Raw genomic sequence first — 25,548 nt, 5'->3', positions numbered from 1 at the left:
CGGACGCATGACTTCCTCACGCGCTGACGGCCGCGCCGACGACGAGCTCCGCCCGGTCAAGATCACCCGCCACTGGCAGGACCACCCGGCCGGGTCGGTGCTGGTGGAGTTCGGCCGCACCCGCGTGCTGTGCGCCGCGTCCGCCTCCGAGGGGGTGCCGCGCTGGCGCAAGGGATCCGGCCTGGGCTGGGTCACCGCGGAGTACGCCATGCTCCCGTCGGCGACCAACACTCGCTCGGACCGCGAGTCGGTCAAGGGCCGCATCGGCGGGCGCACCCACGAGATCTCCCGGCTGATCGGGCGGTCGCTGCGCTCGGTGATCGACTACAAGGCGCTCGGCGAGAACACGATCGTGCTCGACTGCGACGTGCTCCAGGCCGACGGCGGCACCCGCACGGCTGCGATCACCGGCGCCTACGTGGCGCTGGCCGACGCGGTCGCGCACCTCAAGGCCAACGGCGCCCTCGCCGGCGAGCCCCTGACGGGTTCTGTCGCGGCGATCTCGGTCGGCATCATCGACGGGGTCCCCAGGCTCGACCTGCCCTACGAGGAGGACGTGCGCGCGGAGACCGACATGAACGTCGTGATGACCGGGGACGGAAAGTTCGTCGAGGTGCAGGGCACCGCCGAGGGCGTCGCGTTCGACCGCTCGGAGCTCGACGCGCTGCTCTCCCTTGCCGAGAAGGGCTGTGTCGACCTGACCAGGATCCAGCAGGAGGCGCTGGCGAACGATGGCTGAGCCAGCACCGGAGGTGGTGGTCGAGCCTGCCGAGACCCCCCAGGTCTTCCTGGCCTCGCGCAACACCAAGAAGATCGAGGAGCTGCGCCGCATCCTGGGCGAGGTGCTCGGTGCCCAGGGCGGTCCCGGCATCGAGGTGCTCGGGCTCGACGACGTGGCGGCGTACGACGAGCCGGTGGAGGACCAGCCCACCTTCGAGGGCAACGCCCTGCTCAAGGCGCGGGCCGGTGTCCGCGCGACCGGGCTGCCGTCGCTGGCCGACGACAGCGGCCTGTGCGTGGACGCGCTGAACGGGATGCCCGGTGTCCTGTCCGCGCGCTGGTCAGGGGTGCCCAAGGACGACCACCGCAACAACACCCTGCTGCTCGACCAGCTGGCCGACGTGCCCGACGAACGGCGCGGGGCGCAGTTCCGGTGTGCCGTGGCCTTCTGCCACCCCGACGGGTCCCAGCAGGTGACCACGGGGGAGATGGGTGGCCGGGTGATCCGGGAGCTGCGCGGCGACGGCGGGTTCGGCTACGACGTGCTCTTCGTCCCCGACGAGCAGGACGGTGCCCTCACCTCGGCGGAGCTGTCGGCCGCGGAGAAGGACCGGATCAGCCACCGGGGTCACGCCCTGCGGGCGATCGCCCCGGTGGTGGCCGAGCTGGTGACCGGCACGCTCAGATCGTGACGAGGATCTTCCCGCGCGGGTGACCGTCGGCGAGGAACTGGTGCGCCTCGACGATCTGGTCCAGCGTGAAGGTCTTCGCGACGCTGAGCGTGAGCGCCCCGGAGTCGACCAGGTCGACGAGAGCGTTCAGGTTCGCCCGGTCGGGCCGGACGAAGACGTAGTGGCCGCCCAGACCGAGCACGGTCTCCGGGTCCACGACCGAGACGATGCGGGTGCCGCTGCGGACCTGGTTGGGGGCGTCCTGGAGCGCCTCGCCGCCGATCAGGTCGACGACCGCGTCCGCCTTCCCGCCGACCGAGTCCAGCTGCTCGCTGATCTTCCCGGCGGAGTAGTCGAGCACCTCGTCGGCGCCGAGCCCGCGCAGCCAGTCGTGCGAGCCGGGGCTGCCGGTGGCGATCACGGTGGCGCCCAGCGACTTCGCGATCTGGACCGCGAGGTGGCCGACCCCGCCGGAGGCGGCATGGATCAGCACCCGGTCACCCTGGGTGACCTGGAGCTCCTCGACCAGGCACTGGTAGGCGGTCATCCCCGCGAGCGGCAGCCCGGCCGCCTCCTCGAGGCTGATCGAGGCGGGCTTGAGCGCCACCGTCCGCTCGGGAGCAGGCACCAGCTCGGCGGTGGTCCCGAAGCAGACGTCGTCGCGCCGGATGTAGCCGAAGACCTCGTCGCCGACCTTGAGGCCGGTGCGGACCGCGGGTCCGACGGCCTCGACCACGCCGGAGAGGTCCCAGCCGGGGATGATCGGGAAGTGGTGGGGGTAGGCGCCGCTGAGGCTGCCCTGGCGGATCAGGCTGTCCACCGGGTTCAGGCTGGTGGCCTTCGCACGGACGAGCACGGTGTCCGGACCGACGGGCGGGTCGTCGACCTCGCGCACCTGGAGGACGTCTGGGTCGCCGTACTGGTCGTAGGTCGCTGCGCGCATGCGGTTGCCTCTCGTCGTCGGACGTTCCCTGTTCCCAACAAGGCCCCCGCAGACGTATTCCGGGCGGGCTGCCTCAGCGTGCCGCTGCGGTCGCGCGGGAGCGGCGGGCGACGAAGGAGCCCCAGAGGCCGGCGAAGACGAACATGAAGATGGAGTAGACCGCCGCCGGGATCGAGATCTCGGTCTCGTCGAGCACCTCGACCGCCACGAAGATGGCCAGGGTGGCGTTGTGCACGCCGATCTCCATCGAGGAGGCGATCGCCTGGTCCTCCTGGACCCCGGCGGCCCGGGGTACGACGTACCCCAGCACCAGGCTGATCGCGCAGAAGAGACCGGCCGCGAGCCCGATCTCGGCGAAGTACTCGCCGACGTTCTCGCTCTGGTCGAGCAGGATGCCGAGGACTAGGACCGCCAGGATCACCGCGGAGCCGATCCGCACTGGGCGGTCCATCCGCGCGGCGAAGCCGGGTGCGCGCGCACGCACCACCATGCCGATGACCACCGGGACCAGCACCACGGCGAAGACCTGGACGACCTCGCCGAACGGCAGCTGCACGTCCCCGCCGCGGTCGTAGTAGCCGATCGCGAGCCCGGCGATGAGCGGCAGCGTGAACAGGGCGATCACCGAGTTGATCGCGGTCAGGGTGATGTTGAGGGCCACGTCGCCGCGGAACAGGTGGCTGTAGAGGTTCGCGCTCGTCCCGCCCGGTGAGGCGGCGAGCAGCATCATCCCGATGCCGAGCAGTGCCGGGAGGTCGAACAGCACCACCAGGCCGAAGCAGATCGCCGGCAGCAGCAGGAGCTGGCAGCCCAGGGCGACGGCCACGGCCCGTGGGTGCCGGCCGACCCGCCGGAAGTCGTCCACGGTGAGCCCCAGGCCCAGCCCGAGCATGATGATCGCCAGGGCGGCAGGCAGGCCGATGGTGGTGAGCGGTGAGTCCATCGTCGGACTGTAGGGGGTCGCGACGCCCTTGTGTGGAAAAACTGGTGCCGAAGGGGGGACTTGAACCCCCACGCCCGAAGGCACAGGTACCTAAAACCTGCGTGTCTGCCGATTCCACCACTTCGGCCCTGCACGACGCAGTCTAGGGATCGCTGCGCCGGCCGCCCCCGACCAGGTCGGGGCGTTGATCAGCCCAGACCGAGGTCCCGGCGCAGCTTGGCGACGTGGCCGGTGGCCTTGACGTTGTACTGCGCCACGGCGACCTTGCCGTCCTCGTCGACGACGATCGTGGACCGGATGACGCCCTGCACGACCTTGCCGTAGAGCTTCTTCTCCCCGAACGCACCGTAGGCGGTCATCACCGACCTGTCCTCGTCCGAGGCCAGGGTGATCGAGAGCGAGTCCTTCTCGCGGAACTTCGCCAGCTTCGCGGGCTTGTCGGGTGAGATGCCGACCACCTCGTAGCCGGCTGCCTGCAGCGACTCCAGGGAGTCGGTGAAGTCGCAGGCCTGGGTGGTGCAGCCCGGCGTCATCGCCGCGGGGTAGAAGTACACGATCACCTTGCGGCCGCGCAAGGACGACAGGGAGACCTCTTCGCCGGAGTCGGTCGGCAGGGTGAAGTCCGGCGCGGTGTCGCCGGGGGAGAGCCGGCTCGGGGCCGGTGCCGGGGGCTGGGACGTGGCAGTCACGGAGTAGGGCTCCTTGGTTGCGGCTTGTTGCGAACTGTTTGCAATAACGTACGCTGGAAGTCATGCATGTTCCCGACGGCTTCCTCGATGCCCCCACCTCGGTCGCGACCGGGGTCATCGCCGTCGGGGGTGTGGCACTGGCACTGCGCGGCGCGCGGCGGGAGCTCGATGACCGTACCGCGCCGATGGCGGGGCTCGTCGCCACCTTCGTCTTCGCCGGCCAGATGATGAACTTCCCCGTCGGCGCGGGCACCAGCGGCCACCTCCTCGGCGGTGCGATGGCCGCGGTACTCGCAGGCCCGTGGACCGCGGTGCTGTGCATCAGCACGGTCCTGCTGGTCCAGGCGCTGTTCATGGCCGACGGCGGCATCACCGCGCTCGGCACCAACATCACCCTGCTCGCGCTGGTGGGCGTGGGCGTGGGGTGGCTGGTGTTCAAGGGCGTCCGGGCTGTGCTGCCGAACCGCCTCGGAGCGGTCGCCCCGGCCGCTGCCATCGGCGCGCTGGTCAGCGTGCCGGTCGCGGCCACCGTGTTCACGCTGCTGTTCGCCGTCGGCGGCACCGCCCCCGTCGCGACCGGCAAGGTCTTCGTCGCGATGGTCACCTGGCACACGGTGATCGGCGTCGGCGAGGCGCTGATCACCTTCCTGGTGGTGGGTTCGGTGGTCGCCGTACGCCCTGACCTGGTCTACGGCGCCCGGTCCGCCCTGCGCGCCCGGACGCTGGAGATCAAGAAGCCGGTGGAGATGCCCTCGCGGCCCACCTCGTCGGGAGGCACGTCATGAGCTCTCGGACGCATGGCACCAGGACCCGCAGGTTCTTCGTGGTGTCCCTGCTGGCTGCCCTGCTCGTCGCGGGCGTGGCGAGCTTCTACGCCAGCTCGCACCCCGACGGCCTGGAGTTCGTGGCCGAGAAGACCGGGTTCATCGAGCACGCCGAGGACTCGCCCACCGCTTCGAGCCCGTTCGCGGACTACTCCACCAAGGGCGTCGAGAACGGCCGCATCAGCGGTGGCATCGCCGGTGTCGCGGGATCGCTGATCGTGCTCTCCCTCGCCGGAGGACTCTTCTGGGTGCTGCGCCGTCGTGGGCACCCGGACGACCGGGACGAGGCAGACACGGATACCGACACGGATGCCGACACCGGGTCCGACGTCACCACCACCTCGGGTCGCTGACCGGCGTGGGTGCTGGTCACGGCCACCGGCTCCACTACCACGGCCACAGCCGGGTCCACCGGGCTCCGGCGCACCTCAAGCTGGTCGCGCTGGTGAGCTTCATGCTGGTCGTGGTCGCGACCCCACGGGACTGGTACCCGCTCTACGCCGTCCACCTGGGCATCCTGGTCACCGTGGTCGCCATCAGCGGCGTGCCCGCCGGCTACCTGGCCAAGCGGATGCTGATCGAGACCCCGTTCGTGGTGTTCGCGATCCTGGTGCCGTTCATCGCCGAGGGGCCGCGGGTCGAGGTGCTCGGGGTCTCGGTCTCCGAGCCGGGCCTGTGGGCGGCCGGGGCGCTGATCGCGAAGGGCACCCTGGGCGTCCTCGCGGCGCTGACGCTCGCGGCGACGACCGACCCGCAGGCCGTCCTGGCCGGGCTGACCCGGCTGCGGATGCCCGAGCTGATCGTGCAGATCATGGGCTTCATGCTGCGCTACCTCGACGTGGTCACGGCCGAGATGGCCCGGATGATCACCTCGATGCGGTCGCGGGGCTGCGACCCCCGCTCGCCACGGCACTGGCCGGTGCTCGCGCGCACGCTCGGCGCGCTGTTCATCCGGTCCTACGAGCGAGGGGAGCGGGTGCACCTCGCGATGCTCTCGCGCGGGTACACCGGCACGCTGCCGAGCACGTCGCCCGCGACCTCGAGCCAGGAGCACGTCCACGAACACCAGGTCACCGAAGGGAGGGCAGCCTGATGGCGGTCTCCGTGCTCGACGTACGTGGCCTGGCGCACGCCTACCCCGACGGGACGCAGGCGCTCTTCGGCGTCGACCTGCACATCCACGAGGGGGAGCGGGTCGCGCTGCTGGGCCCCAACGGCGCCGGCAAGACCACCCTGGTGCTGCACCTCAACGGCATCCTGACCGCCGGCGCGGGCACGGTCTCGGTCTCGGGGATGCCGGTGGAGAAGAAGAACTTCCCGGAGATCCGTCGCCGGGTCGGCATCGTCTTCCAGGACCCCGACGACCAGCTGTTCATGGCCTCGGTGCGCCAGGACGTCGCCTTCGGCCCCGCCAACCAAGGGATCCGCGGCGCGGAGCTCGACCGGCGCGTGATGGCGGCCCTCGAGCAGGTCGGGATGGCGGAGTACGCCGACCGGCCGCCGCACCACCTCTCCTACGGCCAGCGCCGCCGGGTGGCGGTCGCGACCGTGCTCGTGATGGAGCCCGAGATCCTCGTCCTGGACGAGCCCTCCTCCAACCTCGACCCCGCCTCGCGGCGGGAGCTGGCAGACATCCTGCGCTCCCTGGACGTGACCGTGCTGATGGTCACCCACGATCTGCCCTATGCGCTCGAGCTGTGTCCGCGGTCCGTGGTGCTCGCCGACGGGCAGGTGGTGGCGGACGGGACGACCTACGACCTGCTCACCGATCCCGAGCTGATGCGCCGGCACCGCCTCGAGCTGCCGTTCGGGTTCGATCCGAGGACGATCCCGGGCATTGGTAGCCTTCCTGCTTGAACCGCCCCAGCCCCCTCCCGGGGGTGGGGCAGCCGTGCGTGACGCGAAGGAGCCAAGGACTGTGTCCGACCAGGTGTCGTCCCTCGAGGACCAGATCGAGCAGACTCGCGAGCGCCTCGGCGCCACCATCGACCAGCTCGTCCACCGGGCCAGCCCGAAGACGATCGCGCGCCGCGAGGTCGCCTCGGTGAAGGCCTACTTCGTGGATTCGACCGGCGCCCCCCGCCAGGACAACATCGTCAAGGTCGTCGGCGGCGTCGTCGGGGTGATCGCGCTGTTCGCGCTCGTGCGCAAGGTCGTCAGCTGACCTTCAGGTGACCGACCGCCGGGACCTGGCCGGCTCGTGCTGCTCGGCGGTCACCGTCTCCGGCAGGCCACGCGCGTCCAGCAGCGGTACGACGAACACGAACGTCGTGCCCACGCCCGGCGTCGACTCGAAGTCGATCCGGCCGTTGTGGGCCTCGGCGATGGACTGGACGATGTGCAGCCCGAGACCGGTGCCCTGGATCGCGTGCTCGCTTGCCAGCGAGGAGCGGAAGAACCGCTGGAACAGCCGGCCCTGCTCCTCGGGTGGGATCCCCATCCCGGTGTCCGCGACGCGCAGCGAGGCGACATCGCCCTCCACCTCGACGCCGACCTCGACGGAGCCGCCGGCGCTGGTGAACTTCACCGCGTTGCTGACCAGGTTGAGCGCCAGCCGCTCGAGGTACTCCGGGTCGCCCTGGAGCATCACGGGCATGGCCGGGAGGTTCACCTCCAGTGAGACCCGGGCCTTGTGCGCCGCGTGCGAGACCTCGTCGGCCGCCGCCTGGACGGCCGTGCGCAGGTCGGTCTCGACCCGGTCCAGGGAGAGGTCGTCGTCCTCCATCCGCGCCAGGGTGAGGAGGTCCTCGACCAGGTGCAGCAGCCGCTCGGCGTTGCGGTCGATCCGCTCGACCAGCTCGTGCTGCTCCCCGCTGAGGTTCTCGGACAGGTCGTCGGCGAGCAGCTCGGTGTAGCCGACGATGCTCGTCAGGGGCGTGCGCAGCTCGTGGCTCACGGTCGAGACGAACTCGCCCTTGGCCCGGTCGAGGTCCAGCATCCGCCGGTTGGTCTCGCGCTCCTTGTCCAGGGCGAAGACCAGAGCCTGCTCGGCGGCCCGCCGGTCGGTCACGTCCCGGATCACGCTGAGGTAGCTCTGCGGGCGGCCGTCGTCGTCGCGCACGGCGGTGACGCTCAGCGACACCGTCAGCCGGCTGCCGTCGCGGCGTACGAACGTCCAGTCACGGGTGTCCTGCTCGGTGCCGTTGGCGACCGCATGGGTGACGACGCCGTACCCGACCGGGATCCCCAGCTCCCGGGCCCGGGCCGCGAGCTCGCGGCTCTCGTGGAACGGGGCGGGGGTCAGCCGCCCCACCACCTGCTCTCCCGAGTAGCCGAGCAGCTGTTCGGCCCCGGGGCTGAACCACGTGATCAGCCCGTCGAGGTCGGTGGCGATGAACGCCGTACCGCTCGCGGAGTCCAGCAGCTGGCCCAGCTGGACCTCGTTCTCCCGGATCCGGCGCAGCGAGTCGTGCAGGTTGCCCATGGCGACCGAGAACGCCACCGAGGTCACGGCGCCGACGGCCACGAAGATCTGGGCGCTGGCCGCGATCGCCAGCGCGGGGGAGCTGTCGGTGATCTCCACGAACGGCCCCCGATCCAGGGCGGAGAGCAGCGCCATCCCGATCGCGACCCCAGCCAGCTCGATGTTTGCCCAGGTGGAGGTGAACCGCGCCGCCGCCCACATCAGCAGGGGCAGGAGCAGGAACGCGACCGGTTCGGTGGCGTCGGCGCCGAAGCACATGAACGCGCCCAGGGTGAGTAGGGAGAGGTGGCTCAGGATCTCCACGGCCGAGACCCGCACCTTGCGCCGCGGCTGGCGCATCACCAGGGGCAGGACCACCGCCTGGGCACCGAAGTGAGTGACCGCGATCCACATCATCGGCCGCCACAGGTCGGTGCCGCCGGTGAGACCGATCGTGAGGGCGGTGATGGCGCCGGCGGCGCAGCTGCCGACGGTGATGCCGAGAAGCCAGCGGCGGTAGTCGAGCCAGCCGCGCAACTGGGGCCGGTCCACCTCGAACCCGGTGAGCCAGCGCAGGATGAGCAGCGCCTCCACGGCGTTGGCGATCCCGAAGCCGGTCGCGAAGACGATCCCGCGCCCCGCGACCAGGCTGGCGGCGAGCGCGAGGAGGCCACCGAGGCCCACGATCAGGCGCACGTGGCGCGGGGGAGACAGGATGAGCACGGCCGTCACCAGGGCGGTCGCCGGCCACCAGGGGGCGATCAGGTCCGACTCGGGGGTGGTGCGCATTCCGCGCACCGCCAGCAGCAGGGCGGCCACCAAAAGGCAGGTCGCCAGCAGGCGGTTCGCTCGGGAGCCGTGCAACGCACCCGTCCTTCGTGTCTCGCGCCGATGGGCCAATCGGTCTACCAGAGTCGGGTACACCGCATTTGTACGGTAAAGGAGGCGCGACCCAATTGCGGGCCTTCTAGGATTTTCGTGGGATCGGACTCGGTCTCAGGTGGGTGCGCGAGGCGTGGGCACGCCTTTCGGCGACTCGCCGAAGGTCACCCGGAACACCGATCCGCGTCCGGGTGCGGAGGTGGCGCTGATCTGGGCGCCGTGGCGCTGGGCGATGCTGCGGGCGATGGACAGGCCGAGCCCGCTGCCCCGGATCGCCTCGGTCTGGGCGTAGCTGGAGCGGTAGAACCGGTTGAACAGCATGGCCTGCTCCTCGGGAGGGATCCCGACCCCGGTGTCCTGGACCTCGATGGCAGGTCCCGCCCCGTCGGTCCGCAGCCGGAGCACGATGGTGCCGCCGTCGGGGGTGAACTTGACCGCGTTGGTGGCCAGGTTGGAGACCATCCGCTCGAGGTGTCCCTCGTCGCCGAGCACGACCACGGGCTCGCTCGGCAGCTGCAGGTCCAGCCGCTGCCCGCGGTCGCTGAGGTCGCTGCCGACCTTGGTGCCGGTACGCCGGATGACGTCTCGCAGGTCCACCGGCTCCTGGGTGAGGTCCGCGTCGAGGGACTCGATCCTGGAGAGGGTGAGCAGGTCGTCGATGAGCTCGAGCAGGCGGTGGCTGTTGGTGTCGATGCGCTCCAGCGCCCGGGTCTGGGGCTCGGTCGGCTCGCCGTACGCCCCGTCGATGAGGAGCTCGAGGTAGCCGACGATGTTGGTGATCGGCGTACGCAGCTCGTGGCTGACGCTGGAGACGAAGGCATCCTTGGTCCGGTCGACCTCGGTGAGCCGGGCGACCGCACGCCTCTCGGTGACCAGCGCGGCCTCGAGGGCCTCCTGGGTCCGGACCCGCTCGGTGGTGTCCTCGGAGGTGATCAGGTGGCCCACGACCGACCCGCGGTGGTCCTCGATGGGGACCACGGACATCGACATCGACCGGACCGCCCCGTCCTTGCGGACGTAGCTCCAGTCGCGAGGGCCGGTGCCGGTGGCGGCATGGGCCAGCCCCACGTGGATCGGGTCGGCGGGCACCCCGAGCGCCCGGGCCTGCCGGGCGATGTCCTCGGCGGGATGGAACATCGCCGGGAGCCTGCCGAGGACCTCCGCCTCGGAGTAGCCGAGGATCGCCTCAGCCCCGGGGTTGAACAAGGTGATCCGGCCGTGGACGTCGGTCTCGATGATCGCCATCGCCGTGGCTCCCTCGACGATACGGCGCAGGCGCTCGCGCTCGTGCGCCTTCTCCATCGCGGTGTGGCGCTGGCGGTTCACGGCCATGGCGAACGGCAGGCACACCAGCGCGCAGCTGAGCAGGAAGGTCTGGTGGGGGATCACGTCGAGCTCCGCGGGGCGGAGGCCCAACGTCTCGAACCCCACGAACGGACCACGTCCGGCACCGACCAGCGTGCTGGTGATGACCCCCACCATCAGCAGCTGCCACAGCGCCTCGCGCATGGAGCCCCGCAGGGCCGTCCAGCCCAGCAGGGGCAGCAGGAAGAACAGGGCCCCGGAGAGCGTGGTGGGAGCGAAGGCCAGCACGGTGGCGAGGACGGTGAGGGTCCAGCGGGTCACCCGCTCCACGCGGCCGCTCACGCCCGGGAGGCGAACCTCCTCCATGAAGAAGGCCAGGAGGGTCAGCTGCGAAGCCAGGTGGACGGTGAAGGCGGCCACTCCCACCGCCCAGGGCACCCCGAAGCCGGTGGCCAGGGAGACGAGCGCGAACAGGGCCGAGCCGGTGGCTGCCCCGACCACCGCAGCGACGGTGTAGCGACCCATGTCGAGGTCGTCGTCGAGCCGGCGCCGCTCACCCCACCTCATCCCGAGGAGGTGCTGGGTGAGGAGTCCCTCGACCAGGATGCTCACGGCGTACCCGGCCGCCACGACCGAGGGATACCCGCCGAGGTCGATGCTGGCGAAAGCCAGGACGAGCACGGCTGCCGAGGCCCACGGCAGCCTGGCGCTGGAGACGTAGACGAACAAACCCGAGGCGAGGCCGACCGGCCACATCCCCGCCACGTGCGTGTCCGGGTCCGAGAACTTCACGGCGAAGTAGCCAAGGACGCCGATCAGGACCAGGAGCAGGCCTACGACGCGCGTGCGGGGGGACCTGGACACGTGGCCTCCCGTCCTCGGCCACGGGCACTTCCCGGGGCGCGAACCAGCGCGCTGTCGACATCGCTGCCGGGCTGCGCGAGGTTCCGAGAGTCACTAGACCAGCATTTTCTCCCTGCCGTGGCCGCTTCGCAGATTCAGGTTGCGCCTGGAGAACCGCTCAGATCTGGTCGCGACGGCCCTGCTCGTCCTCGGGCACGATCGTCTCCGGGCCGGGCGGCACCGGGTTGGCCGGCCCCGCGGAGTACCGGTGCGATCCGCCTCCGGGCTGGTCCACCGGCTCGTCACGCGACCAGTCGGGCTCCTGACCCGGGTGGTCGCCGTGGCGGGTCGGGGAGCCGTTGAGGCCCGGGTCGCGGCCGGTCTCGCGGCCCGTCTCGCGGCCGGTCTCGTCGCCCGTCTCGTTGTGGCCGGGCCGGTACTCGGGATCACGGTGGTCCACGTCGGGGTCGAGCCGGTCCGCCTCGCGCAGGGAGTGCTCCTCCTGGGCACGGGTCTGGTCGTAGCCGGTGCGCTCCTCCTGGGCGCGCACCTCGAGCTGGTCGGCCTGGGCGCGGACCCGCTCGGCCTCGGCCTCGGCCTCCCGGGCGCGGGCCTCCCGCTCGCGCTTCTCGGCGGCGACTCCCGCGGCCTCCGAGCGCAGCTCTCCGGCGCGCTGGCGACCGACCTGGTCCTTCTTCCGCTTCATCGCGGTCCAGATCAGTGCTGCCGCCAGCAGGACGGCAAGCACGACCAGGATGATGATGACCGTTTTCATGTTCGCTCCCTGGTTGTGACACCGGCTCTCCACCGGCGTCTCTCCTCCGGTCGAGGGGTACCCGGCCCCTTCGTCGCGCAAACTGCGCCCGTGGTCCGGTGGGCCGGGGCGGGTCGCGCAAGGGCGGAGGACGACCCCGTTTTGGAGGTGACGGCATCGCCTTGTTAAGGTTCTGACGCTTCAAGCGCCAGTAGCTCAATTGGCAGAGCAGCTGACTCTTAATCAGCGGGTTCGGGGTTCAAGTCCCTGCTGGCGCACCGCAGGTCACACAGGTAGAGGTCCTTCTCAGCAGCATCGGGAAGGGCCTCTTCCCGTTCCGGGACGGCCCTCCTGTGTCGGCCTAGCGTGCGGCGAGCACCGCCTGCGCCGCGTTGTGGCCGCCGAGCCCGCTCACGGCACCACCGCGCCGGGCGCCCGAGCCGCACACCAGCACGGAGTCGAGCGCCGTGGCCACGCCCCACTCCCGGGCCGGGGTGTCCAGCGCCTCGTCGTCGGGGGCCCACGGCCAGCTGAGGTCGCCGTGGAAGATGTGCCCGCCGGGCATCGCGAGGTCGTCCTCCACGTCCTGGGGCACCTTCGCCTCCAGGCACGGTCGCCCGTCGGGGCCGACCAGGACGCAGTCCATCAGCGGCTCCTCCAGATGTACGTCGACGGCGGCGATCGCCCGTCGTACGGCCTCGTCACGCTGCGCCTCGCGGTCGCCGGAGAAGAGCTCCGCGGGCATGTGCAGCCCGAAGTAGGTCAACGTGTGCACGCCCTGCGCCGCCAGCGGGCCCAGGATCGAGGGGTCGGTCAGGGAGTGGCAGTAGAACTCACCGGGAGGCGTGGCCGGGATCGAGCCGGATGCCGCCTGCGCGTGGGCGCGCGACAGCGCGGAGTACTCCTCGGCCACGTGGAAGGTCCCTCCGAACGCGTCCGCGGCGTCGTGCCCGGACCTGAGCCGCGGCAGCCGGGAGAGCAGGAAGTTGACCTTCAGCTGGGAGCCGGACGGGCGGGGCCCGCGGGTCGGCTCGTCCCCGAGGAGGCCCTGCAGGGTCCAGGGGGCCACGTTGGAGAGCACGTGCCGGGCCCGTACGGAGTGGCTGCCGCCGCCGTCCTCCCAGGTGACCTCGGTCCCGTCGGCGTCGCCCCGGATCGCGCTCACCCGGGCGCTCGTGAGCACCTCGGTGCCCCGGACGGTGGCGCTGCGCAGCATCGCCGTGGTGACTGCGCCCATGCCGCCGACCGGCACCCGCCACTCGCCGGTCCCGTTGCCGATCAGGTGGTAGAGGAAGCACCGGTTCTGCACCAGCGACGGGTCGTGGAGGTCGGCGAAGGTGCCGATCAGGGCGTCGGTCGCGACCACCCCGCGCACGAGGTCGTCGCGGAAGCGTTGCTCGATCACCTCGCCGAGCGGCCGCTCCACGACTGCCTCCCACAGGGAGGGCCCGACCAGGTCACGCACCTCCCCGGCGGTGGGCAGCGGACGCACCAGCGTGGGCGCCACGGCCTCGGCCAGCCGGGAGACCTCGCCGTAGAAGGTGCGCCAGGCGTCGTACTCCTCGTCGCTGCCGGTGAGCGCGCGGAAGGACGCGCGGGTGGCCTCGCCCTCCTCGTGCTCCACGAGGAGCCCGAGGTGCCGGCCGTCGCGCACCGTGGGGGAGTACGACGCCGTACGCCGAGACCGCAGCTCCACGCCGAGGTCGAGGTCGCGGGCGACCTGCTCGGGGAGCATCGAGACGAGGTAGGAGTACCGCGAGAGCCGCGCGCCGAGACCGGGGAAGGCCTCGGTGCTGATCGCCGCGCCCCCGGTGTGGTCGAGCCGTTCCAGCAGGAGCACGGAGAGACCGGCTCCAGCGAGGTACGCCGCCGCGACCAGCCCGTTGTGCCCGCCACCGACGACCACCACGTCGTAGCTCGAACGCCTCGGCGCGCTCATCTCAGTGTGCCCGCGGTGTGCATGCTCGCGAGAATAGGGCAGGTCGCGCAGCCGATTGCTATGGTCGCCAGCATGGGCATCCAGGCAGCGATGGGGACGACGGCGTCAGCCGACTCGACCCATCTGCCTGCGCACGTGCCCTCCGGTGCCGCGCTGCTCGCTGTCCAGCTGAGCGAGGAGGCCCGCGGCATCCGCGGGCTCGACGTGCTGCGCCGCAGCGTCGACCGCGCCCCGCCCGTTCGTCCCTGACCTTCGACGGCCACTGCCGGCCCGGCCGGACCTGATCCGACCGGGTGCTCCTCCCTCCCTGCGCGCCTGCGACCTCGCCGCGCGCCCTCGAAAGCCAAGGACACGAACATGACCACCTCCAGCGTTTCTCCGCGCCTCTCTTCGGGCCACCTCACCCACGACGAACTCGACGCGCAGCTCGAACGGTTCGAGACCTCCCGCCAGGAGCACCTCGACTCGTTGCCGAGCCACGACCTCGACGTCGTGGCCGCCGCTCACCGCGCCAGCGTCGAGCGCATCCTCGACGAGGTGCGCACCGCGCGCCAGCGCCTCGCGGCCGGGCGCTACGGCACCTGCATGAGCTGTGCGGACCCGATCTCGGTGGGCCGGCTGGAGCTGCGCCCCTGGGCCACGCGCTGCACGCGCTGCACCGAGCAGCCCCGGTGGTGAGTCAAGGCGGCCTCACCGCCCCTCCGCGCCACGTCGTCGTCGTGGGGGCCGGGATGGTCGGCCTGTCCACCGCCTGGTTCCTCCAGGAGCGTGGGGTCGAGGTCACCGTGCTCGACCGGGCGCACGTGGCGGCCGGCTCCTCGTGGGGCAACGCGGGTTGGCTGACCCCGGGGATCACCACCCCGTTGCCGGAGCCGGCGGTGCTGACCTACGGCGTGCGCGCGGTGCTCAGCCCCTCCTCGCCGGTCTACGTCCCGCTCCGCCCGCAGCCGAAGCTCCTCCGCTTCCTGGCCGGGTTCGCGCGGCACAGCACCGAGCGCAGGTGGGGGCTCGGGATGCGCGCCTACGCGCCGGTCAACGCGCTCGCGCTCGACGGGTTCGACCGACTGGCCGAGGGCGGGGTCACGGCCCGCACCCACGCGGCCGACCCGTTCCTGGCCTGCTATCGCAGCGAGGCCGAGCGGGCGACCCTGCTCGAGGAGCTGGGGCACATCCACGCCGCCGGCCAGGACGTGAAGTTCGAGGCCGTCTCCGGTGAGGAGGCACGGCGCGACGAGCCCGCCCTCTCCGGCGAGGTGGGCGCCGCGATCCGGATCCACGGCCAGCGCTACCTCAACCCGCCCGAGTTCATGGACGCCCTCGCCGCATCGGTGCGGGCGCGGGGCGGCGTGATCCGCGAGGGGGTGGATGTCGAGCAGGTCCGCGACGAGCACGGGGGAGTGACGGTGGTCGCCTCCACGGGGGAGGAGCACCGCTTCGACGCCGCGGTCCTGGCGAACGGGGCCTGGCTCGACGAGCTGGCCGCCCGGTTCGGCGTACGACGTGGGGTGCAGGCGGGTCGCGGCTACAGCTTCAGCGTCGCGATGGACCGTCCCGTGGGCGGGCCGGTGTACTTCCCGGCCCAGCGGGTCGCCTGTACGCCGATGCACTCCGAGGAGCGGCCCCGGCTCCGCGTCGCGGGGATGATGGAGTTCCGCCCACCGAACGCACCGCTGGACCCGCGCCGGGTGGAGGCCATCGTCGCCGCGGCCGGACCACTGCTGGAGGGCCTGGACCTCGACACCCGTGAGGACGAGTGGGTGGGGTCGCGTCCGTGCACGGCTGACGGGCTGCCACTCGTTGGGGCCACCACGTCGCCGCGGGTGTTCGCCGCTGGTGGTCACGGCATGTGGGGCATCGTCCTGGGGCCCGTGACGGGCCGGCTGCTGGCCGAGCGGATCTGCACCGGGGTCAACCCCGCGGAGCTCACCGCGTTCGACCCCCTGCGCTGAACCTGACTCGGCCACCTCTTGTGTGGGCCACTGCCGAGTGCTATTTATATACACCGTATATAAATAGGAGCGGCATGACTGAGTCCATCATGGAGCCCGAGGCGGCGACCGGTTTCGAGCAGGAGACACGCGAGGTGCTCGCGTGGTTCGCCCACTACGACGCGTTGGTGGAGGCCGGCGACCTGGACGCGATGGCGGACCAGGCGGCGTTCCCGATCAACGAGGTGACCGACGACGCCGAGGGCCACGGGGTCGTCGGCACGTGCGACCGGGAGCGGTTCCTGGCGCAGATGCGCGACGTCGTGGCGGGCGCGGGCGAGGTGGAGATGACCTCGGTCCGGCACCCGACCTTCCTGAGCCGCGCGCTGTGCTTCGTGGTGACCGACGCGACGATGCGGGTCGGCGAGCACGAGCAGCACATGCGGTACGGCGACCTGCTGATCAAGACGCCGGAGGGCTGGCGGTTCCAGACCATGGTCGCCGGTGGCTGGGCTGACCAGATGGGCCAGCGGGGGGAGTGAGAGCCTGCGGCAGTGACCGGTGATCGGACCTCCGCGGACGTGTCCCTGCAGACGCTGCGCCTGCTGTGGCGCGCGCAGCTGGCGCAGGGCTCGCCGGGAGGTGGTCTGGGACGTCCCCGTGCTTTGAGCGTGGACCGGGTCGTGGAGGCGGCCGTGGCGGTGAGCGACGCCGCCGGTCTCGAGGCCTTGACGATGCGTCGACTGGCCGGCGACCTCGGCGTGACGGCGATGACGCTCTACACCTATGTGCCCAACCGGACCGTGCTGCTCGACCTGATGCTCGACACCGTCTACGGCGCCATGTACGCGACCGGTGCGCCGCGGCCGGACCCGGAACAGCCGTGGCAGCACCGGGTCCGCCAGGTTGCGGACGCGAACCGGACGATGCTCGTTGACCACCCGTGGGCTGCCGCGGTGTCCACGGCGCGGCCGCCGCTGGGGCCGGGGCAGACGGCGAAGTACGACCGGGAGCTGCGCGCCTTCGACGGCTCCGGCCTTACCGACCTCGAGGTCGACGACTCGCTGAGCTGCCTGCTGTCGTTCGTGTGTGCCAACGCGCTCGAGCGGCAGGCAGCCCACCGGGCCCAGCTGGAGGACGGCCGCTCCGACGCCGAGTGGTGGGCCGCGGTCGAGCCACTGCTGGGCGGGTTCCTGGACCCGGCCACCTACCCGTACGCCGCGCGGATCGGGTCCGTCGCCGGTGCCGCCCGAGGCAGCGCCTACGACCCCGAGCACGCCTACCGGTTCGGACTCGAGCGCCTCGTCGCGTCCTTCGCCCTGCTCGCCCGCACCCACTCCCGCTGAGGCCGGGGGAGGGCACGCAGCGGCACTGTGACTGGAGCCTCACCGGCTCAGGCAGCGTCGGTGACCTCACCCACGAGCACCTCGATGGCGTCCTCGAGGAACAGCACTCCTACGGGCTCGCCCAGCTCGTCGACCGTCACCGCGAGGTGGGCGCCGTTGTGCCGCAGGTGGGCGAGGGCGTCCTCGAGCGCGATGGTTCGCGGTACGGCGACCAGGCGCCTGATCCGCTTCTCCGGCACCGGTGTGGCGAACTCGTCGGCGGACAGGTCCATCACGTCCTTCATGTGCAGGTAGCCCGACGGTGCGCCGTTCTCATCGGTGACCACGTAGCGGGAGTGGTTGTGCTCCACCACGGCCCGCTGGACCTGCGCCGGGCTGGCCGTCTCCGGCAGCGTGAAGACCTGGTCCAGCGGAACCTCCACCTCACCGACGGTCTTGTCGGTGAACTCGAACGCACCCGCCAGGGTGCCGGAGTGGTCCTCGAGGAGTCCCTCTCGCTGCGACTGCTCGATGATGCCGGCCACCTGCTCCAGGGTGAAGGTGCTGTTCGCCTCGTCCTTCGGCTCGACCTTGAACAGGCGCAGGACCCCGTTCGCCACGGCGTTGAGCGACGCGATCACGGGGCGCACCGCGCGGGAGACCAGCACGAGCGGCGGGGCGAGCAGCAGTGCCGCGCGGTCGGGGATGGAGAAGGCCAGGTTCTTGGGCACCATCTCTCCGAGCACGACATGGAGGAACGTCACCAGGACCAGCGCTACGACGAACGCGAGCACGCTGATCGACTCCGCCGAGAGCGAGGTGAGGCCCAGCGGGTACTCGAGCAGGTGGTGGATCGCCGGCTCGGAGACGTTCAGGATCAGCAGCGAGCACACCGTGATGCCGAGCTGGGAGGTCGCCAGCATCAGCGTGGCGTGCTCCATCGCCCACAGCGTCGTCTTCGCGGCCCGGCTGCCCTCTGCCGCCTTGGGCTCGATCTGGCTGCGTCGGGCGGAGATCACGGCGAACTCGGCGCCGACGAAGAAGGCGTTCCCCGCGAGCAGCACCACCAGCCACGCGATGCCGGGCAGGTACTCACTCATCGGAGGCTCTCCTGGGTAGAGGCGGAGGTGGCGGCGACGGTGGCCTCGAGCGGGACGAACCGCAACCGGACGATGCGGGGTCCGTCGAGGCGCTCGACGCGCAGGATGCCGGTCTCGACCGGGACCTCGTCGCCGAGCTCGGGGATCCGTTCGAGGGTGTCGACGACGTACCCGGCGACGGTGTCCCAGTCCTCGCCGTCAGGGACCGGTACGCCGGTCCGCTCGCGGACCTCGTCGGGACGCCAGCTGGCGTCGAAGGAAACGGAACGGCCGCGGCGAGTCATCGCGGAGCGGATGTGGTCGTGCTCGTCCTCGAGCTCGCCGACGAGCTCCTCGACCAGGTCCTCGAGGGTGACGATGCCGGCGGTGCCGCCGTGCTCGTCGGTGACCACGGCGATCTGCAGCCCGCGGGTGCGCAGCTCGGCCAGCAGCTTGGAGGCCGGCATCGTCTCGGGCACCCGGGTCGGCGGGAACATCAGCGCGGCCGCGGAGACCTGCTCACGCTCCTCCAGGGGCACCGCGAACGCGCTCTTCACGTGCACGAAGCCCTCGATGTCGTCGGGGCCGTCGTCGAGCACGGGCATCCGGGAGTGACCCGTCCTGGCCGAGAGGGCGATCACGTCGGCAGCGGTGTCGGTCACCTTGACCGCGGTCATCTGGACCCGGGGGGTCATCAGGTCGCCCGCGTCGTACGCCGAGAACCGCAGGGTCCGGTCGAGCAGGGTCGCCTCGTCGGCCTCGAGGAGGCCCGCGGTCGCGGAGTGCCGGATCAGGTAGGTCAGCTCGTCAGCGCTGCGAGCGCCGCTGAGCTCCTCCTTCGGCTCGATCCCCATGGACCGGATCAGGCTGTTGGCGGTGTTGTTCAGCAGCAGCACCACCGGCTTGAACACGGTGGTGAACCCGGCCTGGAACGGCACCACGAGCTTCGCGGTCGCCAGCGGCAGCGCCAGGGCGAAGTTCTTCGGGACCAGCTCGCCGATCACCATCGAGAACAGCGTCGCCAGCAGGACGCCGATCACGCCCCCGACGGCGGTGATGGCCCCGTCGGGAAGGCCGAGCCCGCCGAGCGGGCTCACGAGCAGTGAGCTGACGGCCGGCTCGAACGTGTACCCGGTCAGCAGGGTCGTCAAGGTGATGCCCAGCTGGGCGCTGGAGAGGTGCGTGGAGGTGATCCGCAGGGCCTTGATCGTGGCCCCGAGCCCCTTCTCGCCCTGCTTCTCGCGGCCCTCGAGCTCGTGCCGGTCCAGGTTGACCAGTGCGAACTCCGAGGCAACGAAGAGCCCGGTCCCCACAGTGAGGGCCAGGCCGATGCCCAACATGATCCACTCGTTCACGAGTTCCACCCCCTGACCGTCCCTGGGCTGGGGACTGCTGGGTCAGAGGGGCACGGACTTCGGGGAGGGTCATCCACGCGGAAAGAATAGCCAGCGGGCGCAAGGCGAATCCGGGGGCATGGGGCCCCGGGAAGCGATCGAGCCCCTGCCCTGCATCACTGCAGGTCAGGGGCTCGATTTCTCTTGGGGTGAGTAACGGGACTTGAACCCGCGACATCCGCCACCACAAGGCGGCGCTCTACCAGCTGAGCTATACCCACCATGGGATCTTGCGAGGCAAGAGTGTAGCGGTTCCTCAGCCCTCCTCCGACACCGGGCGGGTGCCGGTCAGGGCGGCCTGGTGCTTCGCGGCGATCTGCTTGGCGGTCGCGGAGTCCGGTCCGGGGGAGGGGACGAAGACCGCCTCGCGGTAGTAGCGCAGCTCCTCGATGCTCTCCTGGATGTCCGCGAGGGCACGGTGGTTGCCGCCCTTGGCCGGGGCGCTGTAGTAGGCGCGGGGGAACCAGCGGCGGGAGAGCTCCTTGATCGAGGACACGTCCACGATCCGGTAGTGCAGGAACTGCTCCAGGCTCGGCATGTCGCGGGCTAGGAACATCCGGTCCGTCGCGACGGTGTTGCCGGCCAGTGGCGGCCGGCTCCCGTCGGGGCAGAACTCCTTGACGTAGGCGAGCACCTGCTCCTCGGCCTCCTCCATGGTCGCGCCCGCGTCGAGCTCGTCGAGCAGCCCGGAGGAGACGTGCATGTTGCGCACGAACTCCACCATCTGGTCGAGCGCCTCCGGTGGGGGCTTGATCACGATGTCGACGCCCTCGCCGAGGACGTTGAGGTCGAAGTCGGTGACGAGCGCCGCCACCTCGATCAGGGCATCTGCCTCGATCGAGAGGCCGGTCATCTCACAGTCGATCCAGACGAGTCGGTCATTCACGATCACGACCCTACTCACTCGCTCCCGAGCGGCCTTCTACTGTGTAGCCATGTGGGGGTGGGCGGGACTCGTGGCTCGCCTCGTCGTCGGCGGCGTCTGGATCTGGGCGGGCGCGATCAAGCTGCCCCATCCGGAGGCGAGCGTCAGCGCCGTACGCGCCTACCAGTTGCTGCCCCTGGGGGTCGCCGACACCGTCGGCCGGGTGCTGCCCATGCTCGAGGTCGTGATCGGGGTCTGCCTCGTGATCGGGCTCCTGCGCCGTGCCAGCGCTGCCCTCTCGGCCGCACTGCTGGTGGCTTTCATCGTCGGCATAATCTCTGTATGGAGCCGCGGGATCGCGATCGACTGTGGCTGCTTCGGTGACGGCGGGCCGGATCCGGACGCCTTCAGCAAGTACCCGTGGGAGATCGCCCGCGACATCGGGCTCATCCTGCTCTCAGGGCTCGTCGTCATGCTGCGACGTACGCCGTTGGCAGTGGACAACGTGCTCTTCCCCCCACGACCGGAGAAGGTGTGATGTCGAAGAAGAACCGTCTGAGCGAACGAAGCGAGCGTGCCGCCAGGATCCAGGCGGAGGCCGCGAGGAAGGAACGCAACCGCCGGGTGCTGATCGCCGCAGCCGTGGTCGTGGTGCTCTCCGCGATCGTCGCCGCGGGCGTGATCTTCTCCGGCGGTGACGACAGCTCCAAGCCGGGCGCCAGCACCGGGGCCACCCCGAAGGCGGTGGCCAGCGGGACCACGCTCGTGGTCGGCAACAACCCCGATGCCACCAAGGTGGTCATCTACGAGGACTTCCTGTGCCCGGCGTGCCGCCAGTTCGAGACGGCGACGCGTGACTTCCTGCACACCGACGCCGAGGCCGGGCGCGCGCTGGTGGAGTACCGGCCGTTCAAGCTGCTGTCGCAGGAGTACTCGACCCTGGCCCTGACCGCCTGGGGCGCGGTCCTCGAGGGCGGCACCGGTGAGCAGGCGCTGAGGTACCACGACCTGCTCTTCGAGAACCAGCCCTACGAGTCGGGCGGGGACCAGCCGGACGTCGAGGACCTCAAGAAGCTCGCCGAGGAGGCCGGTGTCACGGACAAGGCCGTCCTGGACAAGATCGGGGAGCCGAACCCCGAGTTCGTCAAGGCGGCGACGGACGCGGCGACCAAGGCCGGCATCCAGGGGACGCCGACGGTCCTGGTCGACGGCAAGCCGCTCGAGGGCGACTCGCTGACGGAGATGGCGGATCGCCTGGAGAAGATGCTCGCCGACGGCTGACATGCTCGGCGCATGTCTGCGCACAGCGAGTTCATCTCCCGCCTGCCCAAGGCCGAGCTGCACGTGCACCACGTCGGGTCGGCGTCGCCACGAATCGTCTCCGAGCTCGCCGAGCGCCACCCCGGCGTGGTGCCCAGCGACCCGGAGCGGCTCGCGGACTTCTTCGCCTTCCGGGACTTCGCGCACTTCATCGAGGTCTACCTCGCGGTGGTCGACCTCGTCCGCACCCCCGCGGACGTCCGGCTGCTGACCTACGAGGTCGCCCGCGAGATGGCGCAGGGCCAGCAGGTGAGGTACGCCGAGCTGACCTGCACGCCGTTCACCTCCGTCGCGGTGGGCATCCCGATCGAGGGCTACACCGAGGCGATCGAGGACGCCCGGGTCGCCGCGGAGCGTGACTTCGGGATCGTGCTGCGCTGGATCTACGACATCCCGGGGGAGAGCGGGCTCCCGGCCGCCGACGCCACGCTCGAGTACGCCCTCGAGCACGGTCCCGACGGGCTGATCGGCTTCGGGCTGGGCGGGCCGGAGATCGGCGTACCCAGGCCGCAGTTCGAGCGGCACTTCGCCGCCGCCCGGGCGGCCGGCCTGCGCAGCCTGCCGCACGCGGGGGAGACGACCGGGCCCGAGACGGTGTGGGACGCCTTGCGGGTGCTGGGCGCGGAGAGGATCGGGCACGGCACCTCCGCGGTCCGGGACCCGGAGCTGCTGGCCCACCTCGCGGAGACCGGGATCGCGCTCGAGGTGTGCCCGTCCTCGAACCTCGCGACCCGCGCCGTGGCGTCGCTGGCCGAGCACCCGCTGCCGGCCTTCGTCGAGGCGGGCGTGGTGGTCACGATCAACAGCGACGACCCGCCGATGTTCGGCACCACGCTGAACCGCGAGTACGACATCGCCGCCGACCTGCTCGACCTCGACGAGGAGGGGCTCGCCTCCCTCTCCCGTACGGCGGTGCGGGCGTCGTACGCGCCGCAGGACGTGAAGGACCGGATCCTGGGGGAGATCGACAAGGCGGTCGCGGGCTGAGGCGCAGCGGCTCCGGCTGAGGGCTCCGGGAAAGGCTGAGGCCCTGGAAGCTCATACCTTCCAGGGCCGGTCCCTTTCTACGACGCCTCGTCCGGTGGCCCTGACCCGACACGCACGGAGTGTGAACGAGATCACCCGAGGTGCCCGCGATCCGGGCGCCCTAGGCTCAGCCCATGAGCCGTCGCCCCGAGCCCCTTGCCCGCTGGCACGACGTCGTGGACACCGGTGACCCGGCCCGGCTCGACGCGCTGCTCGCCGAGGAGTGCGTGTTCCGCTCACCGGCGGTGCACACGCCCCAGGAGGGCAAGGCGCTGACCACGGCGTACCTCACCGCAGCGCTGGCCGTGCTCGGCCCGACACTGCGGTACGAGCACGAGTGGTGGGACGAGGGCTCGGCGGTTCTCGAGTTCATCGCCGACCTCGACGGCCTCACCGTGCACGGCATCGACATGATCCGCTGGGACGCGGACGGCCGCCTGACCGAGTTCACCGTGATGGTGCGCCCGTTCAAGGGGCTCACCCAGCTGATGACCCTGATGGGCGCCGAGCTGGAGCAGCCCGCCGGCTGACCGGCGCTGTGGCGCCCCTGGCAGGAGTCGAACCTGCGACCTAGAGATTAGAAGGCTCTTGCTCTATCCAGCTGAGCTACAGGGGCCGGATGGGTCGTGCAGTCGGACCCACCGGGGAACGAGTATGCCGTAGTCGCTGTTTTTCCCGGTCGTCCCCGGCCGTAGGGGTCAGCTGGTCAGGAACCGCCGCAGCCGGCCCCGGGTGGCGGGCTCGGGTTCTGGTTCCGGCGGCTCGAACAGCTCCCGCAGCAGGTGTCGCGCGTCCGCCGCGTCGCCGAACCCCATGACCGAGTCGAGCATCAGGTTGAGCAGGCCGATGAGGACCAAGGCAGGTCCGCCGGTCAGGGTGATCCAGGTCCCCGGGTGTGCCGCCCCCTCCGCGGAGGCGATCCCGACCCCGGCCGCGGTGAGGAGCACACCGACCACGATGAGCCACGACCAGGAGAGGACCGCGATGGTCCGGCGCATGGTCCCCGTGACGACGACGCCGTAGGACCGCTCCTCGAGGCGGGCCACGAGCCGCCACGCCGAGCGGGTGTAACCGCTACCGGCGTACCGGAGCTTGAGCCTGTCGCCGTCGATCCGGACCCGGTAGCCGGGGTGGCGCAGCCGCTGTTCCTTCCGGGTGCCGGCAGCGGCCCGCTGCATGTCGGCAATCGTGGTACGCCGCACGGTCAGCCGGAACGAGTCACTCATCCGCCGGAGGGTAGCGGTGGGTCTGTGCGCGGAGGTGAGTGGACTCAGCCGCGGAGCTCGCCCATCCAGGTCTCGATCTCGTCTGGGTCGCGGGGGAGCGCCGCGGAGAGGTTGCGGGCTCCGTCGGCGGTGACCAGCACGTCGTCCTCGATCCGGATGCCGATGCCGCGCAGCTCCTCGGGGACGAGCAGGTCGTCCTCCTGGAAGTAGAGTCCCGGCTCGACCGTGAGCACCATTCCCTCGGCGAGATCGCCGCCGGGGTAGATGTCGGTGTCGGCGGCCGCGCAGTCGTGCACGTCCATCCCGAGCATGTGGCTGGTGCCGTGCAGGGTCCACCGTGCGTAGACCCGGCTGTCGGGGGAGAGCGCCTCCTCCGCGGACACCGGCAGCAGCCCGAGGTCCTCGAGCCCGTGGGCGAGCACGGACATGGCGGCCTCGTGGGGGGCCCGGAACGCCGCTCCGGGACGTACGGCGTCCAGACCGGCCTGCTGGGCCTGCAGCACCAGGGAGTACAGGTCGCGCTGCACCCCGGTGAACCGCCCGTCGACCGGCAGCGTCCGGGTCACGTCCGCGGTGTAGAGCGAGGACGCCTCCGCCCCCATGTCCAGCAGCACCAGCTCGCCCGGAGTGATCGGGCCGGTGTTCTCGATCCAGTGCAGCGTGGTCGCGTGCCGTCCGCCGCCGACGATCGAGTCGTAGCCGATGTCGTTGCCCATCGCGCGGGCACGACGGAAGAAGGTGCCCTCGATCCAGCGCTCACCGTGCTCGATCGCCCGGTCCCACTCCCGCACGGAGTCCTCGAAGCCGAGCGTGGTGATGTCGCAGGCGTGCTGCAGCTCCGCGACCTCCCACTCGTCCTTGACCAGGCGCAGCTCGGAAAGGACGCGCGCGAGCTCCTGGTCGCGGGCCCGGTCGCCGGACAGCTGGCCGTCGACGCGGGCGTCCACCCCGCGCAGGACTCGGGTCTTGTCCGGGCCGGCGAGGTGCTCGGCGAGGTCGTCGATGTGCCGGGTGGGTACGTCGAGCGAGGCCGAGATCTCGGGCAGCGAGGGGCGGCGGCCGGCCCAGAGGGCGCCGTACTGCCTGTCGCGGAAGAACTCGTCGGTCTCACGGGAGCTGCGCGGCCGTGCGAACAGCACGACCTCGTCGTCCCGGAGCACGAGCACGGCGTCGCTGGTCTGGTTGCCGCACAGGTGGGTGTGCGCGGTCTCGGAGCGGAACCGGTAGTCGGTGTCGTTGGACCGCACCTTGAAGCCGCCCGCCGGGATCACCAGGCGCTCGCCGGGGAACTGCTCGGTCAGCCGCTGCCGGCGAGCGGGCGTCCAGTCGGCGACCGGGTGCCGCGGCACGTCGCGCTCGAGCTCGGCCCAACCGGTGCGCATGAACGCCGCGTAGGCCGGCGGAACGGCCGGGTCGTGGCTCTCGGTGTGGTCCTCGGTGCTCGTGTCCGTCGCATCAGTCACGATGCC

At 71.1% G+C, this 25,548-nt stretch carries 28 protein-coding genes and 4 tRNA genes; 17 read left to right on the top strand and 15 right to left on the bottom strand.

The window, feature by feature from the left end:
* Positions 1-7 precede the first annotated feature (7 nt).
* Together rph and rdgB are read left to right on the top strand one after the other, a co-directional pair.
* Positions 8-739 (top strand): ribonuclease PH, encoded by a 732-nt coding sequence (gene rph, locus AC4BGB_RS05520; protein WP_490545480.1) that lies wholly within the window; start codon positions 8-10, stop codon positions 737-739.
* Positions 732-1,412, top strand: coding sequence for an RdgB/HAM1 family non-canonical purine NTP pyrophosphatase (gene rdgB, locus AC4BGB_RS05515; protein WP_490545477.1), 681 nt, complete (start codon positions 732-734; stop codon positions 1,410-1,412). The genes rph and rdgB overlap by 8 nt, the downstream gene beginning before the upstream one ends.
* Here rdgB and AC4BGB_RS05510 read toward each other — a convergent pair.
* The 4 genes from AC4BGB_RS05510 to bcp form a co-directional block, all read right to left on the bottom strand.
* Positions 1,402-2,334, bottom strand: coding sequence for an NADP-dependent oxidoreductase (locus tag AC4BGB_RS05510; RefSeq protein WP_490545475.1), 933 nt, complete (start codon positions 2,332-2,334; stop codon positions 1,402-1,404). The two genes, rdgB and AC4BGB_RS05510, sit on opposite strands and share 11 nt — an antisense overlap.
* Before the next feature lie 73 nt (positions 2,335-2,407).
* Entirely contained in the window at positions 2,408-3,277 is an 870-nt protein-coding gene (locus AC4BGB_RS05505) for a bile acid:sodium symporter family protein (RefSeq protein WP_490545472.1), read from the bottom strand.
* A gap of 42 nt (positions 3,278-3,319) precedes the next feature.
* Positions 3,320-3,404, bottom strand: a tRNA-Leu gene (locus AC4BGB_RS05500).
* A 61-nt stretch (positions 3,405-3,465) separates the two neighbouring features.
* Positions 3,466-3,966, bottom strand: coding sequence for a thioredoxin-dependent thiol peroxidase (bcp, locus tag AC4BGB_RS05495; RefSeq protein WP_490545470.1), 501 nt, complete (start codon positions 3,964-3,966; stop codon positions 3,466-3,468).
* 62 nt (positions 3,967-4,028) lie between these two features.
* Here bcp and AC4BGB_RS05490 point away from each other — a divergent pair, with 62 nt between their 5' ends.
* The 5 genes from AC4BGB_RS05490 (at position 4,029) to AC4BGB_RS05470 (ending at position 6,954) form a co-directional block, all read left to right on the top strand.
* Positions 4,029-4,751: an energy-coupling factor ABC transporter permease gene (locus AC4BGB_RS05490; protein ID WP_490545468.1), complete on the top strand. Its 723-nt coding sequence runs from the start codon at positions 4,029-4,031 to the stop codon at positions 4,749-4,751.
* Entirely contained in the window at positions 4,748-5,143 is a 396-nt protein-coding gene (locus tag AC4BGB_RS05485) for a PDGLE domain-containing protein (RefSeq protein ID WP_490545466.1), read from the top strand. Before AC4BGB_RS05490 ends, AC4BGB_RS05485 begins: the two co-directional genes overlap by 4 nt.
* A gap of 5 nt (positions 5,144-5,148) precedes the next feature.
* Positions 5,149-5,883 carry a cobalt ECF transporter T component CbiQ gene (cbiQ, locus tag AC4BGB_RS05480; protein ID WP_490545464.1) on the top strand — a complete coding sequence of 245 codons (735 nt, stop codon included), beginning with the start codon at positions 5,149-5,151 and terminating at the stop codon, positions 5,881-5,883.
* Positions 5,883-6,647 (top strand): energy-coupling factor ABC transporter ATP-binding protein, encoded by a 765-nt coding sequence (locus AC4BGB_RS05475; RefSeq protein ID WP_490545462.1) that lies wholly within the window; start codon positions 5,883-5,885, stop codon positions 6,645-6,647. The genes cbiQ and AC4BGB_RS05475 overlap by 1 nt, the downstream gene beginning before the upstream one ends.
* Positions 6,648-6,708: 61 nt before the next feature.
* Positions 6,709-6,954, top strand: coding sequence for a DUF3618 domain-containing protein (locus AC4BGB_RS05470; RefSeq protein ID WP_490545460.1), 246 nt, complete (start codon positions 6,709-6,711; stop codon positions 6,952-6,954).
* Positions 6,955-6,957: 3 nt separating this feature from the next.
* Here AC4BGB_RS05470 and AC4BGB_RS05465 read toward each other — a convergent pair whose 3' ends face one another.
* From AC4BGB_RS05465 to AC4BGB_RS05455, 3 genes are all read right to left on the bottom strand, one after another.
* The gene (locus AC4BGB_RS05465) at positions 6,958-9,057 is read right to left on the bottom strand and encodes a sensor histidine kinase (RefSeq protein WP_490545457.1); all 2,100 of its coding nucleotides are present in this window, start codon (positions 9,055-9,057) and stop codon (positions 6,958-6,960) included.
* A gap of 132 nt (positions 9,058-9,189) precedes the next feature.
* Positions 9,190-11,244: a sensor histidine kinase gene (locus AC4BGB_RS05460; protein ID WP_490545455.1), complete on the bottom strand. Its 2,055-nt coding sequence runs from the start codon at positions 11,242-11,244 to the stop codon at positions 9,190-9,192.
* Positions 11,245-11,401: 157 nt separating this feature from the next.
* Positions 11,402-11,998, bottom strand: coding sequence for a hypothetical protein (locus tag AC4BGB_RS05455; RefSeq protein ID WP_490545453.1), 597 nt, complete (start codon positions 11,996-11,998; stop codon positions 11,402-11,404).
* A gap of 184 nt (positions 11,999-12,182) precedes the next feature.
* On the opposite strand from AC4BGB_RS05455, the gene AC4BGB_RS05450 reads away from it, so the two are divergent.
* Positions 12,183-12,255 (top strand) — tRNA-Lys (locus tag AC4BGB_RS05450).
* Positions 12,256-12,338: 83 nt separating this feature from the next.
* Here AC4BGB_RS05450 and AC4BGB_RS05445 read toward each other — a convergent pair.
* On the bottom strand, positions 12,339-13,916 hold the full coding sequence (locus AC4BGB_RS05445; protein ID WP_490545451.1) for a phytoene desaturase family protein: 1,578 nt from the start codon (positions 13,914-13,916) through the stop codon (positions 12,339-12,341).
* 72 nt (positions 13,917-13,988) lie between these two features.
* Between AC4BGB_RS05445 and AC4BGB_RS05440 the strand changes: the two genes are divergently transcribed.
* The 5 genes from AC4BGB_RS05440 (at position 13,989) to AC4BGB_RS05420 (ending at position 17,190) form a co-directional block, all read left to right on the top strand.
* The gene (locus tag AC4BGB_RS05440; RefSeq protein ID WP_490545449.1) at positions 13,989-14,165 is read left to right on the top strand and encodes a hypothetical protein; all 177 of its coding nucleotides are present in this window, start codon (positions 13,989-13,991) and stop codon (positions 14,163-14,165) included.
* 108 nt (positions 14,166-14,273) lie between these two features.
* Positions 14,274-14,594, top strand: coding sequence for a TraR/DksA family transcriptional regulator (locus AC4BGB_RS05435; protein WP_490545447.1), 321 nt, complete (start codon positions 14,274-14,276; stop codon positions 14,592-14,594).
* Complete coding sequence (locus AC4BGB_RS05430) at positions 14,591-15,865, top strand: NAD(P)/FAD-dependent oxidoreductase (protein WP_490545446.1); 1,275 nt, start codon at positions 14,591-14,593, stop codon at positions 15,863-15,865. Before AC4BGB_RS05435 ends, AC4BGB_RS05430 begins: the two co-directional genes overlap by 4 nt.
* A 74-nt stretch (positions 15,866-15,939) precedes the next feature.
* Positions 15,940-16,386 (top strand): nuclear transport factor 2 family protein, encoded by a 447-nt coding sequence (locus tag AC4BGB_RS05425; RefSeq protein ID WP_490545443.1) that lies wholly within the window; start codon positions 15,940-15,942, stop codon positions 16,384-16,386.
* 12 nt (positions 16,387-16,398) lie between these two features.
* Positions 16,399-17,190 carry a TetR/AcrR family transcriptional regulator gene (locus tag AC4BGB_RS05420; protein ID WP_490545441.1) on the top strand — a complete coding sequence of 264 codons (792 nt, stop codon included), beginning with the start codon at positions 16,399-16,401 and terminating at the stop codon, positions 17,188-17,190.
* A gap of 47 nt (positions 17,191-17,237) precedes the next feature.
* Here the strand turns inward: AC4BGB_RS05420 and AC4BGB_RS05415 are convergent, their stop codons facing one another.
* From AC4BGB_RS05415 to orn, 4 genes are all read right to left on the bottom strand, one after another.
* A complete protein-coding gene (locus AC4BGB_RS05415) occupies positions 17,238-18,269 on the bottom strand; it encodes a hemolysin family protein (RefSeq protein WP_490545439.1) in 1,032 nt (343 codons plus the stop codon).
* The gene (locus AC4BGB_RS05410) at positions 18,266-19,612 is read right to left on the bottom strand and encodes a hemolysin family protein (protein WP_490545437.1); all 1,347 of its coding nucleotides are present in this window, start codon (positions 19,610-19,612) and stop codon (positions 18,266-18,268) included. Before AC4BGB_RS05410 ends, AC4BGB_RS05415 begins: the two co-directional genes overlap by 4 nt.
* A gap of 175 nt (positions 19,613-19,787) precedes the next feature.
* Positions 19,788-19,863: transfer RNA gene (locus AC4BGB_RS05405), tRNA-His, on the bottom strand.
* 35 nt (positions 19,864-19,898) lie between these two features.
* Positions 19,899-20,528 carry an oligoribonuclease gene (gene orn, locus AC4BGB_RS05400; RefSeq protein WP_490545435.1) on the bottom strand — a complete coding sequence of 210 codons (630 nt, stop codon included), beginning with the start codon at positions 20,526-20,528 and terminating at the stop codon, positions 19,899-19,901.
* Positions 20,529-20,577: 49 nt separating this feature from the next.
* On the opposite strand from orn, the gene AC4BGB_RS05395 reads away from it, so the two are divergent.
* From AC4BGB_RS05395 to AC4BGB_RS05380, 4 genes are all read left to right on the top strand, one after another.
* A complete protein-coding gene (locus tag AC4BGB_RS05395; RefSeq protein ID WP_490545431.1) occupies positions 20,578-21,045 on the top strand; it encodes a MauE/DoxX family redox-associated membrane protein in 468 nt (155 codons plus the stop codon).
* Positions 21,045-21,788 (top strand): DsbA family protein, encoded by a 744-nt coding sequence (locus AC4BGB_RS05390; protein ID WP_490545428.1) that lies wholly within the window; start codon positions 21,045-21,047, stop codon positions 21,786-21,788. The genes AC4BGB_RS05395 and AC4BGB_RS05390 overlap by 1 nt, the downstream gene beginning before the upstream one ends.
* Positions 21,789-21,800: 12 nt before the next feature.
* Entirely contained in the window at positions 21,801-22,814 is a 1,014-nt protein-coding gene (locus AC4BGB_RS05385; RefSeq protein ID WP_490545426.1) for an adenosine deaminase, read from the top strand.
* Between the two features lie 173 nt (positions 22,815-22,987).
* Entirely contained in the window at positions 22,988-23,383 is a 396-nt protein-coding gene (locus tag AC4BGB_RS05380) for a nuclear transport factor 2 family protein (RefSeq protein ID WP_490545424.1), read from the top strand.
* Positions 23,384-23,392: 9 nt separating this feature from the next.
* Here AC4BGB_RS05380 and AC4BGB_RS05375 read toward each other — a convergent pair.
* The 3 genes from AC4BGB_RS05375 to AC4BGB_RS05365 form a co-directional block, all read right to left on the bottom strand.
* A tRNA-Arg gene (locus AC4BGB_RS05375) sits at positions 23,393-23,469 on the bottom strand.
* An 82-nt stretch (positions 23,470-23,551) separates the two neighbouring features.
* Positions 23,552-24,079, bottom strand: a complete 528-nt coding sequence (locus AC4BGB_RS05370) for a hypothetical protein (protein WP_490545422.1) — start codon at positions 24,077-24,079, stop codon at positions 23,552-23,554.
* A gap of 44 nt (positions 24,080-24,123) precedes the next feature.
* Positions 24,124-25,542: an aminopeptidase P family protein gene (locus tag AC4BGB_RS05365; protein ID WP_490545420.1), complete on the bottom strand. Its 1,419-nt coding sequence runs from the start codon at positions 25,540-25,542 to the stop codon at positions 24,124-24,126.
* Positions 25,543-25,548 lie beyond the last annotated feature (6 nt).

The sequence above is a fragment of the Nocardioides sp. Z30_9 genome, assembly GCF_058215735.1.
The sequence above is the reverse complement of the archived record's forward strand: the minus strand, read 5'-3'. Positions and strand labels throughout refer to the sequence as shown.

What these genes read in the sequence shown, in the direction of transcription:
- AC4BGB_RS05370 (WP_490545422.1), bottom strand. Translation starts at nt 24,079, where the DNA reads ATGAGTGACTCGTTCCGGCTGACCGTGCGGCGTACCACGATTGCCGAC.
- AC4BGB_RS05490 (WP_490545468.1), top strand. Translation starts at nt 4,029, where the DNA reads ATGCATGTTCCCGACGGCTTCCTCGATGCCCCCACCTCGGTCGCGACC.
- AC4BGB_RS05455 (WP_490545453.1), bottom strand. Translation starts at nt 11,998, where the DNA reads ATGAAAACGGTCATCATCATCCTGGTCGTGCTTGCCGTCCTGCTGGCG.
- AC4BGB_RS05505 (WP_490545472.1), bottom strand. Translation starts at nt 3,277, where the DNA reads ATGGACTCACCGCTCACCACCATCGGCCTGCCTGCCGCCCTGGCGATC.
- AC4BGB_RS05485 (WP_490545466.1), top strand. Translation starts at nt 4,748, where the DNA reads ATGAGCTCTCGGACGCATGGCACCAGGACCCGCAGGTTCTTCGTGGTG.
- AC4BGB_RS05445 (WP_490545451.1), bottom strand. Translation starts at nt 13,916, where the DNA reads ATGAGCGCGCCGAGGCGTTCGAGCTACGACGTGGTGGTCGTCGGTGGC.
- rdgB (WP_490545477.1), top strand. Translation starts at nt 732, where the DNA reads ATGGCTGAGCCAGCACCGGAGGTGGTGGTCGAGCCTGCCGAGACCCCC.
- AC4BGB_RS05435 (WP_490545447.1), top strand. Translation starts at nt 14,274, where the DNA reads ATGACCACCTCCAGCGTTTCTCCGCGCCTCTCTTCGGGCCACCTCACC.
- AC4BGB_RS05395 (WP_490545431.1), top strand. Translation starts at nt 20,578, where the DNA reads ATGTGGGGGTGGGCGGGACTCGTGGCTCGCCTCGTCGTCGGCGGCGTC.
- AC4BGB_RS05390 (WP_490545428.1), top strand. Translation starts at nt 21,045, where the DNA reads ATGTCGAAGAAGAACCGTCTGAGCGAACGAAGCGAGCGTGCCGCCAGG.
- rph (WP_490545480.1), top strand. Translation starts at nt 8, where the DNA reads ATGACTTCCTCACGCGCTGACGGCCGCGCCGACGACGAGCTCCGCCCG.
- AC4BGB_RS05510 (WP_490545475.1), bottom strand. Translation starts at nt 2,334, where the DNA reads ATGCGCGCAGCGACCTACGACCAGTACGGCGACCCAGACGTCCTCCAG.
- AC4BGB_RS05385 (WP_490545426.1), top strand. Translation starts at nt 21,801, where the DNA reads ATGTCTGCGCACAGCGAGTTCATCTCCCGCCTGCCCAAGGCCGAGCTG.
- AC4BGB_RS05380 (WP_490545424.1), top strand. Translation starts at nt 22,988, where the DNA reads ATGAGCCGTCGCCCCGAGCCCCTTGCCCGCTGGCACGACGTCGTGGAC.
- AC4BGB_RS05415 (WP_490545439.1), bottom strand. Translation starts at nt 18,269, where the DNA reads ATGAGTGAGTACCTGCCCGGCATCGCGTGGCTGGTGGTGCTGCTCGCG.
- AC4BGB_RS05475 (WP_490545462.1), top strand. Translation starts at nt 5,883, where the DNA reads ATGGCGGTCTCCGTGCTCGACGTACGTGGCCTGGCGCACGCCTACCCC.
- AC4BGB_RS05425 (WP_490545443.1), top strand. Translation starts at nt 15,940, where the DNA reads ATGACTGAGTCCATCATGGAGCCCGAGGCGGCGACCGGTTTCGAGCAG.
- AC4BGB_RS05440 (WP_490545449.1), top strand. Translation starts at nt 13,989, where the DNA reads ATGGGCATCCAGGCAGCGATGGGGACGACGGCGTCAGCCGACTCGACC.